The organism is Streptomyces sp. NPDC059785, assembly GCF_042732375.1.
In the GTDB taxonomy this organism is placed as follows: Bacteria; Actinomycetota; Actinomycetes; order Streptomycetales; family Streptomycetaceae; genus Streptomyces.
The window spans coordinates 1-16495 of sequence record NZ_JBHWHV010000026.1; the positions used below are offsets into that span (position 1 = coordinate 1).

Consider the following 16495-nt stretch of genomic DNA (forward strand, 5'->3'; position numbering starts at 1 on the left):
TACTCACCCGAGTTACTGTCTCGGGCTTTCCTCCGGGCTTTTCCCTTCGGTCTTGCGTTTCCGACTCTATCAGACCGTTTCCGGTTCCGATTTCCTCGGCGCTTTCCAGGTTTCCGCTCTCGCGGTTTCCTTTCCGGCGGTTCCGACTCTATCAGATCCTTTCGGGCCTGATTCCCAGTCAGCGGGTTTTGTCTTTCCGGCTGTTGGGCCGTTCCGACGTCCCAGACTTTAGCGGATCTTCTCGGTGCTTCCTAATCGGAGGTGCCGAGTGCCCACATCGAATCGAATTCGGGCGCGCCAAAATCCGACCCTTACGGGAGATCGTGCTGGTGGTTTGGGTGCCGCTTCAGCGGCGGAAGGTGCTGTCGCAGAACCGTTACGGCCCCGTGGCAACTCGAAGAACCTTACGGACCGGGCATCCTGGTGTCAAGGGCCTCTGTCAAGAACTTTTCAGTCGAGGTCGCTGAGCCGGCCGCCCGCGTCCGGCTGCTGGTCCTCCACCCTGCGCAGGAGGCGGGTGAGGACCTCGCCGAGGACACCGCGCTCCTCCGGGGAGAGGTCCTGGAGCAGGTCCTCCTCGAAGACCGTGGCGAGACGCATCGCCTCCAGCCACTTCTCGCGGCCCTCGGCGGTCAGCTCGACGATGACGCGTACCCGGTTGGACTCGTCCCGTTCCCTGGTGACCAGGCCCTCCGTGACCATGCGGTCGATGCGGTGGGTCATGGCGGCCGGGGTGAGGCCCAGCCTCTTGGCCAGGTCGCTCGGGCCCAGGCGGTAGGGCGCGCCGGAGAGGACGAGCGCCTTGAGGACCTCCCACTCGGCGTTGCTGATGCCGAGGGTGGCGGTCTGGCGGCCGTAGGCGACGTTCATCCGGCGGTTCAGCCGGCCGAGCGCCGAGACGATCTTCTCGACCTGGGGATCGAGGTCCCGGAACTCGCGCTGGTAGGCCGCGATCTGTTCTTCGAGGGTCGGCTCGCTGAGGCCGACGCCGGGGGTGTCACCCATGGCCGCAGTATGGCACGCCCTTACTTGGCGTTGAAGTCCTTCGAGGTGTACTGTTCAACTTCGAACTTTAGCTTCTAACTGTTCAGAGCTAACAGCACTACCAAGGCAGGTGAAAGTGACCAGGGCGATGGGCGCAGCGATGCGCCGGATCCATGTGGGCAACGCACTGAGCGCGTTCGGGCTCGGCTTCACGGTTCCGTATCTGTACGTCTATGTGGCGCAGGTGCGGGGTCTCGGGGCCATGACGGCGGGTCTCGTACTCGCCGTCTTCGCCGTGGCCGCGCTCGTCGTGCTGCCGTTCGCCGGGCGGGCCATCGTCCGGCGCGGCCCGCGGCCGGTCCTCGTCGTCGCCCTGGTCGCCGCCGCGCTCGGGGCGCTGAGCCTGGGGCTCGCGGGCAGTGCCGCGGCCGTACTGCTGTCGGCGGCGGTGCTCGGGGCCGGGCAGGCCGTGATGCAGCCGGCGCTGGCGACGATGATCGTGGACTGCTCGTCGGCGGAGACGCGGTCGCGCGCCTTCGCGATGCAGTTCTTCCTGCAAAACCTCGGCCTGGGCGTGGGTGGTCTGATCGGCGGCCATCTCGTCGACACCACGCGCGCGGGCTCGTTCACGCTGCTGTTCGCCATCGAGGCGGCGATGTTCCTGCTGCTGGCCGTGATCATGGCGACCGTACGGACGCCGCACGCGCCGCGGGTCGGGGACGCGCCGCAGGGCACGGGCGGCAGCTACCGCCAGCTCCTCGGCAACCGGGCCATGGTGCAGCTCTGCGTACTGGGCTTCGTGCTGTTCTTCGCCTGCTACGGGCAGTTCGAGTCGGGTCTGAGCGCCTACGGCGTCGAGGCGGCCGGTATCTCGACCTCCGCGCTCGGCACGGCGCTCGCGGCGAACACGGCGATGATCGTGGTCGCGCAGTTCGCGGTGCTGCGGTTCGTCGAGCGGCGCAAGCGGACGCGCGTCATCGCGGCGGTCGGGCTGCTCTGGGCCTTCGCCTGGGCGGTCGCCGGTTACGCGGGGCTCGGGCACGGCAGCCAGACCATGGCGACGGCCGCGTTCATCTCCACGTACGCGCTCTTCGGGCTCGGGGAGGCGATGCTGTCGCCGACGCTCGCGCCGCTGGTGGCCGATCTGGCGCCGACGGGGATGGCGGGGCAGTACAACTCGGCCTTCGCGCTGGTGAAGCAGCTCGCGCTGGCGGTCGGGCCCGCTATCGGGGGTCCCATGGGGGCGTCGTTGAACGCGCCGTACATCCTGACGTTCCTGTTGTTCTCCCTGGGGATCACGGTTCTGGCCGTACGCCTGGGGCGGCGGCTCACGCCGGTGCAGAACCAGCCGTCGCTGGCGCAGAGCCGGGTGGTGGCGCAGGGCGGTGCCCCGGCGGAGCCGATGGGAGTGAGCGCCTGACCGGCGAAAAAGGTGTGCACGCGCGCGTGGTCGTCACTTCGGTGGCGGCCACGCGCGCGTTTCAGCGGACGCCGGCGACCAGCGTGGCCGTGAACGGGAGGGTCGCCGTGCCGTCGGCGGCCGTGTGGTGGGTGAGCCGGTCGCAGACCAGCCGGCCCGCCGCGGCGAGGGCCTCGGGGCCGCCCGCGTCGACGACGGCCTGCCCCCATGGGAGGGCCGAGAGCTGGGCGGAGGCGTAGACCGTGAGGGGCGGCAGGGTGATGCCGAAGGTCGTGTCGTGGGCTGTCACGTCGTGGAAGCCGGCGGCGCGGACGGCGTCCGAGAGGTGGTCCGGGGCGCACGCGAAGGCGCGGGCGTGGTTCGCGGCCGCCTCCGGGCCGCCGTACTCCTCGACGGCCTCGTACTGGGCGGCGAAGTACGGGGAGCGCTCCTTGGGGGTCCAGACGGTGGCGGCGAAGCGGCCGCCGGGGCGGGTGACCCGGGCGGTCTCCGCCAGCGCCGCGTGCAGGTCGGGGAAGAACTGGGCGCCCTGCTGGCAGATCACCGCGTCGAAGGCGGCGTCCGGGTACGGGAGCGCGTCGGCGGGGGCGAGGGTGAACTCGATGCCGGGGTGCGTGCCGGGCATGTGGGTCGCGGCCACCCGGAGCATGCCCTCGTTGACGTCGGCGCCCGCGACCCGGCCGGTGGGACCGGCCCGCAGGGCGGCGGCGCGGGCCGCGAAACCCGTACCGCAGGCCAGGTCGAGGACCCTTGCCCCGGGGAAGAGCCCGGCGGCGTCCACGACCGCCGTCACGAAGGGCGCCATGATCGGCTCGACGTACCGCTCGTAGCGCTCGGGGGCGCCGCCGGCGAGCTGGAAGCCCGGCCGGTTCTCGCCCGCGTCTGCGTTCCCGCCCGCGTCTGCTTTCGCGTCTGCCATGGGTGAGCTACTAGCACCGGCGGCCGGAAGCGGCCAGACACCCGGCGGCGGCCGTGTACGCCGCCACGCGCAGCCCGTCAGGTCCGCGCGGCGCCCGGCAGGGCGAACTCGCACCAGACCGCCTTGCCGCCGCCAGGGGTGCGTCTGGAGCCCCAGCCGGAGGCGATCGTGGCGACGATCGCGATGCCCCGGCCCGCCTCGTCGGCGGGCTCGGCTCTGCGGCGGCGCGGCAGGTGGTCGTCGCCGTCGGTGACCTCGATGATCAGGCGGCGGTCGGTGCGGCGCAGCCGGAGGCGCATCGGCGGGGTGCCGTGCTGGAGGGAGTTCGCCACGAGCTCGCTGGCGGCGAGGACGCCCAGGTCGTGCAGTTCCCGGGGGAAGCGCCAGCTGGTCAGCACGCCGGAGGCGAAGGCACGCGCGCGCGGGGCCGCTTCCACGCCGCCGAGCAGCTCCAGGGCGGCGTTGCGGAAGAGCTCGCTGTCCGGTCCCGTACGGGCCGGGTGCTGGAGGACGAGGACGGCCACGTCGTCGTCGTGGTCGGCGGTGACCCCGGCGGCGCGCACCAGGCGGTCGCAGACCACCTGCGGGGTGCCGGTGGCGCCGGCGAGGGCGCGCTCCAGGGCGGCGATGCCGACGTCGAGGTCCTCGTCGCGGCGCTCGACCAGGCCGTCCGTGTAGAGGACCGCGGTGGAGCCGGGGCTCAGCGGGATCGAGCCGGAGGCGTGCATCCAGCCGCCGGTGCCGAGCGGGGGTCCGGTCGGTTCGTCGGCGCGGAGCACGGTGCCGCTCTCGTCGCGGACGAGGATCGGCAGGTGGCCCGCCGAGGCGTACATCAGCCGGCCCTCGTTCGGGTCGTGGATGGCGTACACGCAGGTGGCGATCTGGTTGGCGTCGATCTCCGTGGCGAGGCCGTCGAGGAGCTGGAGGATTTCGTGCGGCGGCAGGTCGAGTCTGGCGTAGGCGCGGACGGCCGTGCGGAGCTGGCCCATGACGGCCGCCGCGCGGACCCCGCGGCCCATGACGTCGCCGATGACGAGGGCGGTGCGGCCGCCGCCGAGGGTGATGACGTCGTACCAGTCGCCGCCGACGGCGGCCTCCGTGCCGCCGGGCAGGTAGGTGGCCGCGATGCGCAGGTCGTCGGGCTGCTCGAGCTCCTGCGGGAGCAGGGAGCGCTGGAGGGTGACGGCGGTCTCGCGCTGTCTGCGCTCACTGGCGCGCAGCCGCTCGGCCGCCTCGGCGTGGTCGGTGACGTCGGTGGCGAAGACCAGGACGCCGCCGTTCCTGCCGTCCGCGCCGTCCTTGCCGTCGGCGCAGTCCCCGGTGGCCGGGGCGTCGACGGGGGTGCAGGTGAACGTGTAGGAGCGGCCGTCGGGGGCCTTGCGGGACTTGAGCGTGCGCGGCTTGGCGCTGCGCAGCACCTGGTCGAGGAGCGGCAGCAGGCCTAGTCCGTCCAGCTCGGGCAGGGCCGTCCGGGCGGGCTCGCCGACGGGGCGGGCGCCGAAGGCCGTCACGTACGCGCCGTTGACGTACGCGATGCGGTGGTCGGGGCCGTGCAGCAGGGCGACGAGGGCCGGGACGCGGTCGAGGACCTCCCGCACCGGCAGTTCGTCGACCGCGGGCGCGGCCTGCGGATCGTCGGCCGGCGGCTCGGCCCGGGCCGGGGGTACCGTCCCTTCCCCGCGCCGGTCCGGGGTGGCCGGGTGGTCGGCCCGCGCGGCGGCGCGGCGCTGCGTTCCGGGAATTCGGGCGCTCCAGCGCGTGAAGTTCACTTGGGAAAAGCCTCGTGGGTTCGAAGAGCGAGCGGTGGGCCCGCCCAAAGTCGGGGACCAGTCTGGCCGACCGGACCGACATCCGTCAGACGCCGGTCTGTCCGCGGGAGTTCCTGCTTCCGGTCAGGACGACCCCTTCGGGTCCTGAGGAGGCTTTCCCCCGGCCGCGAGTTCGAACTCGGCCCGGGGGTGTTCGAGTGAACCGAGTGACACGATCTCCCTCTTGAAGAGTCCGGAAAGGGTCCATTCGGCGAGCACGCGGACCTTGCGGTTGAAGGTCGGCACCCGGCTCAGGTGGTACGCGCGGTGCATCAACCAAGCAGGGTAGCCCTTGAGCCGGCGTCCGTAGACGTGTGCGACACCCTTGTGCAGGCCGAGGGAGGCCACCGAACCCACGTACGCGTGCTCGTACGTCTGAAGGTCCTCGCCGCGCAGGGAGTGGGCGATGTTGTCGCCGAGGACCCTGGCCTGGCGCACCGCGTGCTGGGCGTTGGGCGCGGTCTGTGTCCCCGGCTTCTCGGCCGTCACGTCGGGCACGGCCGCCGCGTCACCCGCGCCCCACGCGTGCGTGGTGCCGTCGACCGTCAACCGGGCGGTGCACTTCAGCCGTCCGCGTTCGTCGCGCGGCAGGTCGGTGGCGGCCAGGACCGGGTGCGGTTTGACGCCGGCGGTCCACACGACCGTGCGAGTGGGGAAGCGGGCGCCGTCACTCAGTACGGCGACCCGGTCCGCGCACGATTCCAGCCGTGTCTCCAGGCGGACGTCGATGTTGCGCCGCCGCAGTTCGGTGACGGTGTACGTGCCCATCTCCTCACCGACCTCCGGCAGGATGCGCCCGGTGGCCTCCACGAGGATCCACTTCATGTCCTCGGGTGCGACGTTGTGGTAGTAGCGCGAGGCGTAGCGGGCCATGTCCTCCAGTTCGGCGAGCGCCTCGACGCCGGCGTAGCCGCCGCCCACGAAGACGAAGGTGAGGGCCGCGTCGCGGATGGCGGGGTCCCGGGTGGAGGAGGCGATGTCCATCTGCTCAAGGACGTGGTTGCGCAGGCCGATGGCCTCCTCGACGGTCTTGAAGCCGATGCCGTGCTCGGCGAGTCCGGGGACCGGCAGGGTCCGGGAGACGGAGCCGGGGGCGAGGACGATCTCGTCGTAGCGGACGGAGCGCGGCGCCGCGCCCTCCTCCTCGGCGACGAGGGTGGTGCAGGTCGCGGTCCGCCCCGCGTGGTCGACGGCCGTGACCTCGCCGACGATCACCGTGCACCGGTCGAGGACCCGGCGCAGCGGTACGACGACGTGCCGCGGCGAGATGGATCCCGCGGCGGCCTCCGGAAGGAACGGCTGGTACGTCATATAGGCGTCGGGGGAAATCACCACGATCTCCACCTCCCCCCGCTTCAGCTCGGGTTTGAGCTTTCGCTGAAGGCGGAGGGCCGTATACAGCCCCACGTAGCCGCCACCGACGACGAGAATGCGTACGCTCTTCCCGGGTTCAGGGGTCGTCCCCTCATTGATCGCAGCCGTCACCCGTCCATGACGCACCCGACTCCTGAGTTTGTCCACAGCCCCGGCAATTTGTGTGACCGGGCGCCATGGTCGCCCAGGGTTGGCCGATTTACCGGAGTGCGCGAAACACACGCAGGTCAGCGGGTGTGCGCAAGGTGGCCCGAGGGGGCGCAATCGGGACGTAACCGACCCGTGCCCCGATCGGGGGGCGCTCCGTGCGGAACCTGCCCCTTCTGAATTGACCCCCGCTCAACTATGTTCGTGTGACGACGGGGTGTAGGGGGAGGCTCGACGGGTCCGCTCGAGCGGCTCGGGCAACACGCTCCTTCCACACACCTCGGCTTCCAATGGCGGGGAGAGTCTCCGGGGGGAGACGTCATTACCGGGGGAAAGCTCATGCATATTCAGGACTCTCATTGGTCTTCCGCGTCCGCTGTCGCACCACCGGGCGGCGCGGTCGGAGCGGCGGGGGGCAACGGACGCGGTCCGGGCGAAGGGCCGGTCTCGCGTACCACCCCGCTGCGCGTGGACGCACAGCGCAATCTCGAGCACGTACTGCGCGCGGCGCGCGAGGTCTTCGGCGAGCTGGGGTACGGCGCGCCGATGGAGGACGTCGCACGCCGCGCCCGGGTGGGCGTCGGCACGGTGTACCGGCGCTTCCCGAGCAAGGACGTCCTGGTCCGGCGGATCGCCGAGGAGGAGACTTCGCGGCTGACGGACCAGGCGCGTTCGGCGCTCGGCCAGGAGGACGAGCCGTGGTCGGCGCTCTCGCGCTTCCTGCGGACCTCGGTGGCCTCGGGAGCGGGGCGGCTGCTGCCGCCGCACATCCTGCGGGTGCATGTGGCCGAGGACGCGGCGGACGGTGCTGTCGTGGACGGCGCCCGGGTGCCGCAGCAGCGGTCCGGGCCCGGTTCCGAACTGCGCCTCGTGGACCGGGCCGCCACGGTGGCCGGTGACGACGCCGGTGCCGCGGCGCTGCTCGACGTCGTGGGCCAGCTCGTGGAGCGGGCCCGCGCGGCGGGCGAGCTGCGGTCGGACGTGACGGTGGCGGACGTGCTGCTCGTGATAGCCACGGCCGCGCCCTCGCTGCCGGACGCCGCACAGCAGGCCGCGGCCTCGGCCCGGCTGCTGGACATCCTGCTGGAGGGACTGAGGTCCCGCCCGCTGTAGTGCGGCGGCCGTCGCACGGTGACGGCCGGCGCTCCTGAACGCGGGTGCTGCGCCACCCGCGTCCGGGCCCCGGTGGACGCACCGGGCGAATACTTCTTCCCCGTTCGGGTGATCTTCAGTACCGCGGTGCGGCAAGTCCCCACGGACGAGTGGTTGGTCCGTACGAGGGGAACCGCCGCGGGCCCCCTGTGGCAGCCTGTCCCGGTGTTCGGGTCCGAAGGTGCAGGTGGGGGCAGTCCGCGATGAGCGTTGACGAGCGGGACGAGTCACTCGGCGACGGCGGCACGCAGGCGGGCGGGCCCCGCTCCGGCGTCCCGCCGCAGCGCGAGCCACATGAGCGGCAGGGGCCGCAGAAACAGCAGGGGCCGCAGGGACAGGGGGATCAGGGGGACGACGGCGGGGTGCCGCCTTCCGCCGAGCCGCCTTCCTCGGACGCCGGTCTCATCGGGCGGATGCGCGCGGGTGACGACACGGCGTACGAGGAGCTGTACCGCAGGCACGCGGGGGCCGTCCGCCGCTACGCACGCACCTGCTGCCGGGACGGGCACACCGCCGACGACCTCACGGCCGAGGTGTTCGCCCGGATGCTCCAGGCGGTCCGCGGCGGCAGCGGCCCGAAGCACGCCGTACGCGCCTATCTCCTCACCAGCGTCCGGCGGGTCGCCGCCGGCTGGACGAAGTCGGCCAGGCGCGAGCAACTGGTCGACGACTTCGCGGTGTTCGCCGCCCAGGCCGTCCGCGGCTCCGAGATCTCCGACGCCGACACCCTCGACCTGGGCGCGGACGTACGGGCGATGCACGAGGCCGAACAGTCCATGGCCATGCGGGCGTTCCGGTCGCTGCCCGAGCGGTGGCAGGCCGTGCTCTGGCACACCGAGGTGGAGGACGAGTCGCCGAGCGAGGTCGCCACGCTGTTCGGGCTCGACGCCAACGGCACCCGTGTGCTCGCCAGCCGGGCCCGCGAGGGCCTGCGGCAGGCGTACCTCCAGGCGCACGTCAGCGCCGTGCTCGTGGCGGACGAGGAGTGCGCCCGCTACGCCGACCGGCTCGGCGCGTACGCCCGCGGCGGGCTGCGGACCCGGGCCGAGCGCGGGCTGCGCGACCACCTGGCGGAGTGCGCCAAGTGCCGGCTCGCGGCCGGGCAGATCAAGGAGGTCGCGGGCGGGATCCCCGCGGTCGTGCCGGTCGCGGTCATCGGCTGGTTCGGCGCCGCGGGCTATGCGAAGGCCGCCGCGATCGTCGCCGGGGGCGCCGGGGCGGGCGCGGCCGGTGCCGCGGGCGCGGCGTCCGCGGCGGGCGGCGGCTCCGGAGGAGCGGGAGCCGGGGCCGGAGCCGGGGCCGGAGCGGGAGCCGGGGCCGGAGCGGGAGCCGGTACGGGTGCGGCGGCGGGCGGTGGTTCCGGGAGCGGGGCGGGCGCGGGCGGTGGCGGGGCGGCGGCCTCGGAAGGGCTCGGCGCGCCGGTGAAGGCCGGTATCGCGGCGGGCGTCGTCGCGGTGGCCGCCGCGGTCGTGGCGCTCGCGCTCGCGGGCAACGCCACCCACGACAAGAAGCAGCCCGAGGCCGCGCCTGCCACCTCGCACGCCGTCGAACCGGTGAGCCCGACGCCGTCCCCGGCGCCCCCGAAGCAGGCGCCCGCGCCGACGCCCGCATCAGCGTCCCCGACGCCCACGCCCTCGCCCACGCCGTCCGTGACACCGGAACCGACACCGACGCCGACACCGACGCCGACCAGGACCACGCCGGCACCGGAGCCGACGCCCGGCCGGACGACGCCCACCCCACCGCCGCAGCCGACTCCCACGCCGCCGCCCGCACCGGCCGACTACCCGTGGAACGAGCTGACGTACGGCCTCCTCGGCGACGGCACCGAGCCCGAGATGCGGCTCGGCGAGAGCAGCTGGGTGTGGCAGCGCTGGGGCGTCTCGATCGGCGGGGTCCGGTACGCGCGCGGGGTGACCGTCCACGGCGACTCCTCGGTCACCGTCGACCTCAACCGCGACTGCACGTCGTACGACGCGATGGCCGGTGTCGACGACCTGATGGCCGGGATCGGCCGGGTGCGCTTCTCGGTGTACGCCGACGGCGTGCGACTCTGGCGGTCGCCGCTGGTGCGGGGCGGTGACCGGGCGGTCCCCGTCCATGTGGACCTCACCGGCCGCGAGACGGTCCGGCTGGTGGTCGAGCCGCACACCCCGTTCGACGGTGTGACGCTGGCGGACTGGGCGGACTCCCGGTTCAAGTGCCGCTGACGGGCGGGTCGTCGCCGGGCACGGAGTGCCGGTCGACGGGGCCGTCCGCGAGCGCGGCGGGGCTTTGCCCGACCGCGGTGGGGGCCTCCGCGAGCGCGTCGGCCAGTTCCCGCAGGACGTCGTCCGGGGTGAGGGCCGTACCGGCCGCGCGCTCGGCCTCGTAACGGGGGACGCCGAGGAGGGTGCGTGCCTCGGCCTCGATGCCTTCGACGTAGCGGCCCTCCGGGGCCGGGCGGCGGTGGCGGCCGCGCCAGTGGCCGGATGCGGCGACCAGGCGGACCGCGCGCGGGTGGTCGCCCGCCGCGGCCAGCATGCGGGCCGCGTTGTCCACGAGGGAGCCCGTCACCCACTCCGCACAGTGCGTCTCCACCGCCCCGCGCACGGCCTCCGTCAGCTCGGCGAGGCCCTTCAGGGGGCCCGACTCGGCGGCCGTGACCATCGCTTCCGCCTGTCTCAGCAGCGCGATGAACTGCGGCGGCGGGGTGCCGTGGCCGGCCTCGGCGAACGCCGCCCGGCACAGCTCGCGCGCGCGGGACACCGCCCCGTCGTCCAGCGCCAGATGGGCCCGGAGCAGCAGCACGAACGCGCGGGAGTCGACGACCCCGTGGCGGTCGGCGGCGGTGGCCGCCTCGTCGAGCAGGTCCTCGGCGACGGGCCGGTCCCCCGCGCGGTACGCCAGCTCGGCGAGCCGGGCGATGAGGAACGGGGTCTCCGCGTAGGCACCCACCTCGTAGGCGAGCCGGAGCGCCTCCTCGTACTCGCCCTTCGAATCGTCGAACCGGCCGCGCGCCATGGCCGCCTCGCCCGCCGCGCTGGCCACCTGGGCGCGCATCCAGCGGTCACCGGTGCGACGGCTGAGCGTACGCAGTTCCGCCAGGTCGTCGTCCACCTCTAGCAGCCCGCCCGACGAGTCGACGATCATGTGCGTACGGAACATCAGGACGACGCCGATCTCCCAGTCGCCGCCGTACTCACGGCAGTTGGCGAGGGCCGCGTCCAGGCCGGCCCGCAGGGCGGCCGACGCGCCCAGGAAGAACTCGCCCATCGGCCAGATCAGGCCGGGCAGCCGTGCCGCCTGCGGGCCGCCCTTGTTGAAGTGGTCGCACACCCGCCGCATGTACGCCGCCGAGAGCCGGTCCCGCAGGACGTCCGCCGGCTGTGTCTCGGAGAGCAGGAAGACCTGCTGCATCCGCAGGCTCATCCGCATCTCGTGCAGCGGATGGTCCCGCTCACCGTCCTCGGCGGTGAGGAAGGCCGTGAAGTGCCGGACGGCCTCCGGGTCCTCGAGACGGCCGTCGGCGATCCCCGCCGGGTCGGTGTCCAGCAGCGCGCCCAGACGCAGTACGTAGTCCGTCCACTCCGCGCCCTCGAGCCGGAAGTTGCGCAGCCACCAGAACCAGCCCATGGCCAGGGCCACGGCGCCGGCCTCCTCCTCGGCGCCCGCGAGGGCCGCCCGGTGCAGGGCCGCTCTGATGTTGTCGAGTTCCGTCTCCAGGCGGCCGATCCAAGGAAGCTGTCCGGCGGAGCGGAGCTGGGGCTCGGCCTCCTCGGTGAGCGCGCGGACCCACGCGCGGTGGCGCAGCTCGGCGGCGGCGCGCAGCCCGGGGGATTGGGCGGCACGCTCGCCCGCGTACTCGTGGATCGTCTCCAGCATGCGGTAGCGCATACCGGTGCCGCCGGTGGCTCTGGTGCCGCCGTGACCGTCGTGGTCCCCGTGGTCGCTTCGGCCACCGTGGCTGTCGTGGTCGCGGCCGGTGTCCCCGTACGGCGTCGCGACGATCAGGGACTTGTCGACCAGCGCGCCCACGAGGTCGGCCGCCGGGCCGGTGCACACGGCCTCGGCGGCGGCGAGGTCCCAGCCGCCCGCGAACACGGACGCCTCGCACAGCACCGTCCGCTCCTGCTCGTCCAGCAGGTCCCAGGACCAGTCGACGACGGCCCTCAGGGTCTGCTGCCTGGGCAGCACCGTACGGCTGCCGGAGGTGAGCAGCCGGAAGCGGTCGTCCAGGCGGTCGGCGATCTGCCGGGGGGTGAGCAGCCGCAGGCGGGCGGCGGCCAGCTCGATGGCCAGGGGCAGGCCGTCGAGCCTGCGGCAGATCTCGTCCACGGCACCGGGGTCCCGTACGGCGTCCGTGCCGGGGCGCACGGCGGCGGCACGCTCCATGAAGAGCCGGTGCGCGGCGCTGGGCGGCAGCGGCTCCACGGGGCGGGCCAACTCGCCGGGCACGCCGAGGGGTTCCCTGCTGGTGGCGAGGATCGTGAGCCCTGGGCAGCGGGTCAGCAGCGTCTCCGCGAGGGCGGCGGCGGCGCCGATGACGTGCTCGCAGTTGTCAAGGATCAGGAGCAGGCTGCGCGGGGCGCAGTACTCGACGAGCAGGGCGAGGGGGTCGTCCTGGAGCACCGCCGCGGACATCTCGTTGGTGATCAGCACGGTCTCGCGCAGGCCGAGCGCGCTGACCACCGCGCCCGGCACCGCCTCCGGCCGGTCGAGCGGGGCGAGCTCGGCCAGCCATGCCTGCGGGAGCCCGGTGGCGGCTTCCTCGGCGAGGCGGGTCTTACCGGAGCCGCCCGGCCCGGTCAGAGTGACCAGACGTGCCCTCTGCACATCCGAACGGATGGCGTCGATCTCCGGTTCCCGCCCCACGAACGAGTCAAGCCGCCGCCGGATGTTGCCATTTCGGGGGGCTCGGGGGATGGGGGTGTGCGGATCGGCCGCGAGGGCGGAGGCGGCACCTGAGGCGGGCGCAGACCCGGAACCCGAGGCGGGCCGGGGCTTGGGCGCGGGCCCGCGCGCAGATGCGAGGCCGCGCCCTGTCCCAGGGTCAGTACCGGGCGGAAGCCCGTGATCAGCTACCGGTGGGGCCTCCGGCGAGACCCCCTGCGACGTGTCCCGCGAGATCCCCGACGTGTCGTTCGTCAGCATCTCCCGGTGCAGGGCACGCAGTTGCGGACCGGGGTCCGTGCCCAGGCCGTCGGCCAGAGCGCGGCGGACGGTCTCGTACGCGGTGAGGGCGTCCGCGTGCCGGCCCGCGGCGCGCAGCGCGCGGATGAGCAGGGCGTGCAGAGGCTCGTCGTACGGGTGGTCGGCGGTCAGTCCGTGCAGTTCGGGTACGGCGTCGGAGGCGCGTCCGAGCCGCAGGTCCGCGGTGAGGCGGGCGCGCGTCGCCTCCATGCGCAGGGCTTCGGGCCGGGCCGCCGCGCCCCGGTCGGGCAGGTCCGCGAGGGCGGGGCCCCGCCACAGGGCGAGCGCCTGCCGCAGTTCGGCCGCGGCGGTCACCGCGTCGTCCCGGCCCAGTGCGGCGGTGCCCGACCGTACGAGGCGCTCGAAGACGAACAGGTCCACGTCGTCCCGGGTGGCGGTGAGCCGGTAGCCGCCGGTCTCGGAGGCGACCGCGTCCCTGCCGAGGGCACGGCGTAGCCGGCCGACGAGTGCCTGGAGGGCCGCGGGGGCGTCCTGCGGCGGGTCGTCCGCCCACACCTCGTCGATGAGGGTTTCCGGGGTAGCCGTGCGGCCGCCGCGCAGCGCCAGTGCGGTGAGCAGCGCGCGCAGCCGCGGGCCGCCCACCGTGATGGGGGTCCCCAGGTCGTCCGCCGCCTGGGTGACGCCCAGGATTCCGTACCGCACCGGCCCATTCTCGCCGGGCCGGCCGACCGGGGCACGGCTTTCCCCGGTGAGCCGGGGGCCGGGGGCCTGGCGGGAGGGCTGAAGGGTCGGTAGAACGTAGCCACGGAGTGGACGTCGCCCCCGCCGGGCCGGCGGGGGCGCCGCTTTCCCGGGGGCCCGGGGCCCCGGCCGGGGGCCGGCAGAGCGGCAGAACGTATCCGCGGAATGGGGCGTCAGCCCCGCCGGGCCCCGCGTCCGCCCCTAGGGGCGATATCCGCGGGCAAGGCGCGCTGTCCGGCCGGCGGGGCCGGCCAGGGCGGCGCTTTCCCCGGTGTGCCGGGGCGGGAAGGCCGGACGGACGAGCGCGCCGGAACGTATCCGCGGATGTGAGCGTCAGCCCCGTCGGGCCCCCGCGCCCAGGGCTCGTCCCTGGGGGGCGATGCCCGCCGGTACGGCGCGTTGGCGGGCCGGGGTGCCTGTCCAGCAGGTGCCGCGGCGGGCCAGCAGTCTGCGGAGCCACAGTTCCAGGGCGACCAGGTCGGCGAGGCCGTCCAGGGGCAGGGGTTCGCCCTCGGCGGCGGCCCGCAGCGCCTTGCGGACGACGCGGGCCTCGACCAGTCCGGCCTCGGCGAGCAGCGGGGTGTCGAACAGCGCGATGAGCTGGTCTATGGCGACCCGCAGTCCCGCGCGCGCGGCGGCGGCCGAGGACGCGTGGGAGGGCGCGCCCCAGCCCGGCGGCAGGTCGCCGACCCCGGCGCCCTCCAGCACCGTGCGCAGTATCGCGGCGCGGGCGCCCGGCTGGACCCGCAGGGCCTCGGGAAGGGCGCGGCAGGCGCGGACGACCTGGTTGTCCAGGAACGGTGCGTGCAGCCGCTGGAATCGGACCTCGGCGGCCTGTTCCAGTACACGCAGGTCGGTCGCGTGCCGGGCGAGGGCCGCCCGCGCGCGGAAGTCGCCGGGCCGCTGCCCGGGGCTGACACCGGGACGTCCGGTCGCCCCCTGGAGGCGAACCGATACTTCAGCGAGGGCCTCGCCGGTCAGCCAGCGCGCGGCGGGTCCCGGCCTCGCCCAGGTCAGGGCGGCCAGTGACGCGCCCACCGCGCCGCCGGGTTCCTCGAAGCTGCGGTGCATCAGCCGGTCGGCGAGGACGTCGACGCCGGCCCGGTAGGACGTACGGGCCAGCTTGCGCGCGGCACCGTACACGCGCGCGGGGACCATGACGGAGCCGTCGGCCTTGGCCAGGGCGGCGACGGGCCGCACCAGGTGGCGCCGTCTGCGGTCCATCAGCAGATCGGCCAGGCGCGCGGGGTGCGCGTCCAGCACCTGCCGTGCCCCGTAGCCGGTGAAGTGGTCCGCGCTGCCGGTGGCGAGCCGGGTCCGGTGCCGGGCGGCGGTCACCAGCGAGGGCCCCGGCTCGTCGGTCAGCGGCCCATCGAGGTCGGCATAGGGGAGGACCTCTTCGCCGCCGGCGACGACCACGTGGTGCAGCCGGGGGTTGGCGGCGAGCGATCCGGCCCGCTCGAGCTCGGCCTCCCGGCCGCCGACCGCGAGGTCGTTGAAGGTGACCGCCAGCAGCCGTTCGCCCGCGCCGGTGCCGTGCCCGAGGACCGTGCCGGGCATCCCGGGGAGTCCGGCGGCGAGCAGGGCGAGCGTGCCGGAAGCCGGTCCCCCGGAGAGGTCGGCGCCGATGCCGGGCACCGGCATGCCGCGCTCGGCGCGCCGCTCGGCGGGGCCCATCCCGGGGACGGGCCCGGGGTCGACGTCGGTCCCGGGGACGTGCCTCGGCGCGGCGAGCCGGGCGCGTACGGCTTCGACCAGGGCGTCCCGTACGGCGTCCACGGCGCTGGTGGGGTCGGCCGGGGGTGCGGCGACGGCGAGGGAGGCGACCGGCTCGTACCCGGCGATCTCGCGCGCCCCCGCCCGCAGGATCAGCGCGTGCCCCGGCGGGATGCGCCGCACGCCGTCGTAGGGCGTGGAGTCGTGGACGGCGGCCGGTACGTCGGGGGCGGCGAGGAGGGCGGCGAGGTGTCCGAAGTCGAGGTTGGCCTCGATGAGGTCGGCCAGCGGCAGGGCGGCGGTCGCGTACGCGGTGCCGCCCGCCCAGGGGGTGTAGAACACCGGCCGGGCGCCCGCGAGATCGCCGCAGACGGTGACCCGGCGGCCGACCTGGACGACGGCCGTGTAGCTGCCGGCCCAGTTGGTGAGGTGGCGCAGCGCTCCGCCGCGGGCGGCGAAGAGGCCGACGCGCAGCTCCTCGTCGGAGGCGCCGCAGGTGCCGAGTACGGCGATCCGGGTCTGGGCGTCGGCCTTGACCACGCGGACTTCGTCGGGACGCCAGTCGCCGACCGCCCAGAGCGGATCGGGGTCGCCCCACAGGAGCTGGGAGCCCACGGGGTGCACGGTCTCGCCGTCGCTTCCGGTGGCCCCGGCCGAGCCGAACCCGGGCGCTCTGGCGGCGGTACTGCTCCACCCCACCAACCACCGCATCGCCGCCTCCACAGGCTGTGGACAACCAGTGCACCGCACGAACTGGGCACCATGCTGCCACGAAGGAGGCACACAAGAGGCTCTGTGCGACTGCTTGCGCCCCCTGTTATGCGCCCCCATGGGCCCCTGCGGGCCCCTCCGGGGACGTGCGGGAACGGATGGTCGACCGCCGGTATACGGAGGGTCGGCGCGGGCCGGGAGGGTCACCCCCGGGGCCCTTTCAGGGCGTTGACGAGGGACACCTTCCAGTACATCGACGCGAATGCGCCCCCGAAACGCTCCCCCAAAACACCCTGCGCGCCCTCAAGTATCGTGGTGAGAGCGCTAATCGACCTCCAGGGGCACCGTCGATTATCAGCCAAATTGGCGCCGCGCGATCCGCGATGCACA

9 protein-coding genes are annotated in these 16495 nt (G+C 74.1%); 3 read left to right on the forward strand and 6 right to left on the reverse strand.

What is annotated here, in order from left to right; translation table 11 throughout:
• Positions 1–450: 450 nt before the first annotated feature.
• A complete protein-coding gene (locus ACFV6E_RS20490) occupies positions 451–1005 on the reverse strand; it encodes a MarR family winged helix-turn-helix transcriptional regulator (protein WP_385161175.1) in 555 nt (184 codons plus the stop codon).
• 127 nt (positions 1006–1132) lie between these two features.
• Between ACFV6E_RS20490 and ACFV6E_RS20495 the strand changes: the two genes are divergently transcribed.
• On the forward strand, positions 1133–2404 hold the full coding sequence (locus ACFV6E_RS20495) for an MFS transporter (RefSeq protein WP_385161177.1): 1272 nt from the start codon (positions 1133–1135) through the stop codon (positions 2402–2404).
• Positions 2405–2465: 61 nt separating this feature from the next.
• On the opposite strand, the gene ACFV6E_RS20500 is transcribed toward ACFV6E_RS20495, so the two are convergent.
• The 3 genes from ACFV6E_RS20500 to ACFV6E_RS20510 all read right to left on the reverse strand — a co-directional run bounded on the left by ACFV6E_RS20500 (position 2466) and on the right by ACFV6E_RS20510 (position 6616).
• On the reverse strand, positions 2466–3323 hold the full coding sequence (locus tag ACFV6E_RS20500) for a class I SAM-dependent methyltransferase (protein WP_385463346.1): 858 nt from the start codon (positions 3321–3323) through the stop codon (positions 2466–2468).
• Positions 3324–3400: 77 nt separating this feature from the next.
• On the reverse strand, positions 3401–5092 hold the full coding sequence (locus ACFV6E_RS20505; RefSeq protein WP_385161181.1) for a SpoIIE family protein phosphatase: 1692 nt from the start codon (positions 5090–5092) through the stop codon (positions 3401–3403).
• Between the two features lie 123 nt (positions 5093–5215).
• On the reverse strand, positions 5216–6616 hold the full coding sequence (locus tag ACFV6E_RS20510) for an NAD(P)/FAD-dependent oxidoreductase (RefSeq protein WP_385161183.1): 1401 nt from the start codon (positions 6614–6616) through the stop codon (positions 5216–5218).
• A gap of 375 nt (positions 6617–6991) precedes the next feature.
• On the opposite strand from ACFV6E_RS20510, the gene ACFV6E_RS20515 reads away from it, so the two are divergent.
• A complete protein-coding gene (locus ACFV6E_RS20515; protein ID WP_385161185.1) occupies positions 6992–7765 on the forward strand; it encodes a TetR/AcrR family transcriptional regulator in 774 nt (257 codons plus the stop codon).
• 242 nt (positions 7766–8007) lie between these two features.
• Complete coding sequence (locus tag ACFV6E_RS20520) at positions 8008–10014, forward strand: sigma-70 family RNA polymerase sigma factor (RefSeq protein WP_385161187.1); 2007 nt, start codon at positions 8008–8010, stop codon at positions 10012–10014.
• Here ACFV6E_RS20520 and ACFV6E_RS20525 read toward each other — a convergent pair.
• Positions 10001–13639: a BTAD domain-containing putative transcriptional regulator gene (locus ACFV6E_RS20525; protein ID WP_385463348.1), complete on the reverse strand. Its 3639-nt coding sequence runs from the start codon at positions 13637–13639 to the stop codon at positions 10001–10003. The two genes, ACFV6E_RS20520 and ACFV6E_RS20525, sit on opposite strands and share 14 nt — an antisense overlap.
• Before the next feature lie 372 nt (positions 13640–14011).
• Complete coding sequence (locus tag ACFV6E_RS20530) at positions 14012–16105, reverse strand: asparagine synthase-related protein (RefSeq protein WP_385463351.1); 2094 nt, start codon at positions 16103–16105, stop codon at positions 14012–14014.
• Between the last annotated feature and the right edge of the window lie 390 nt (positions 16106–16495).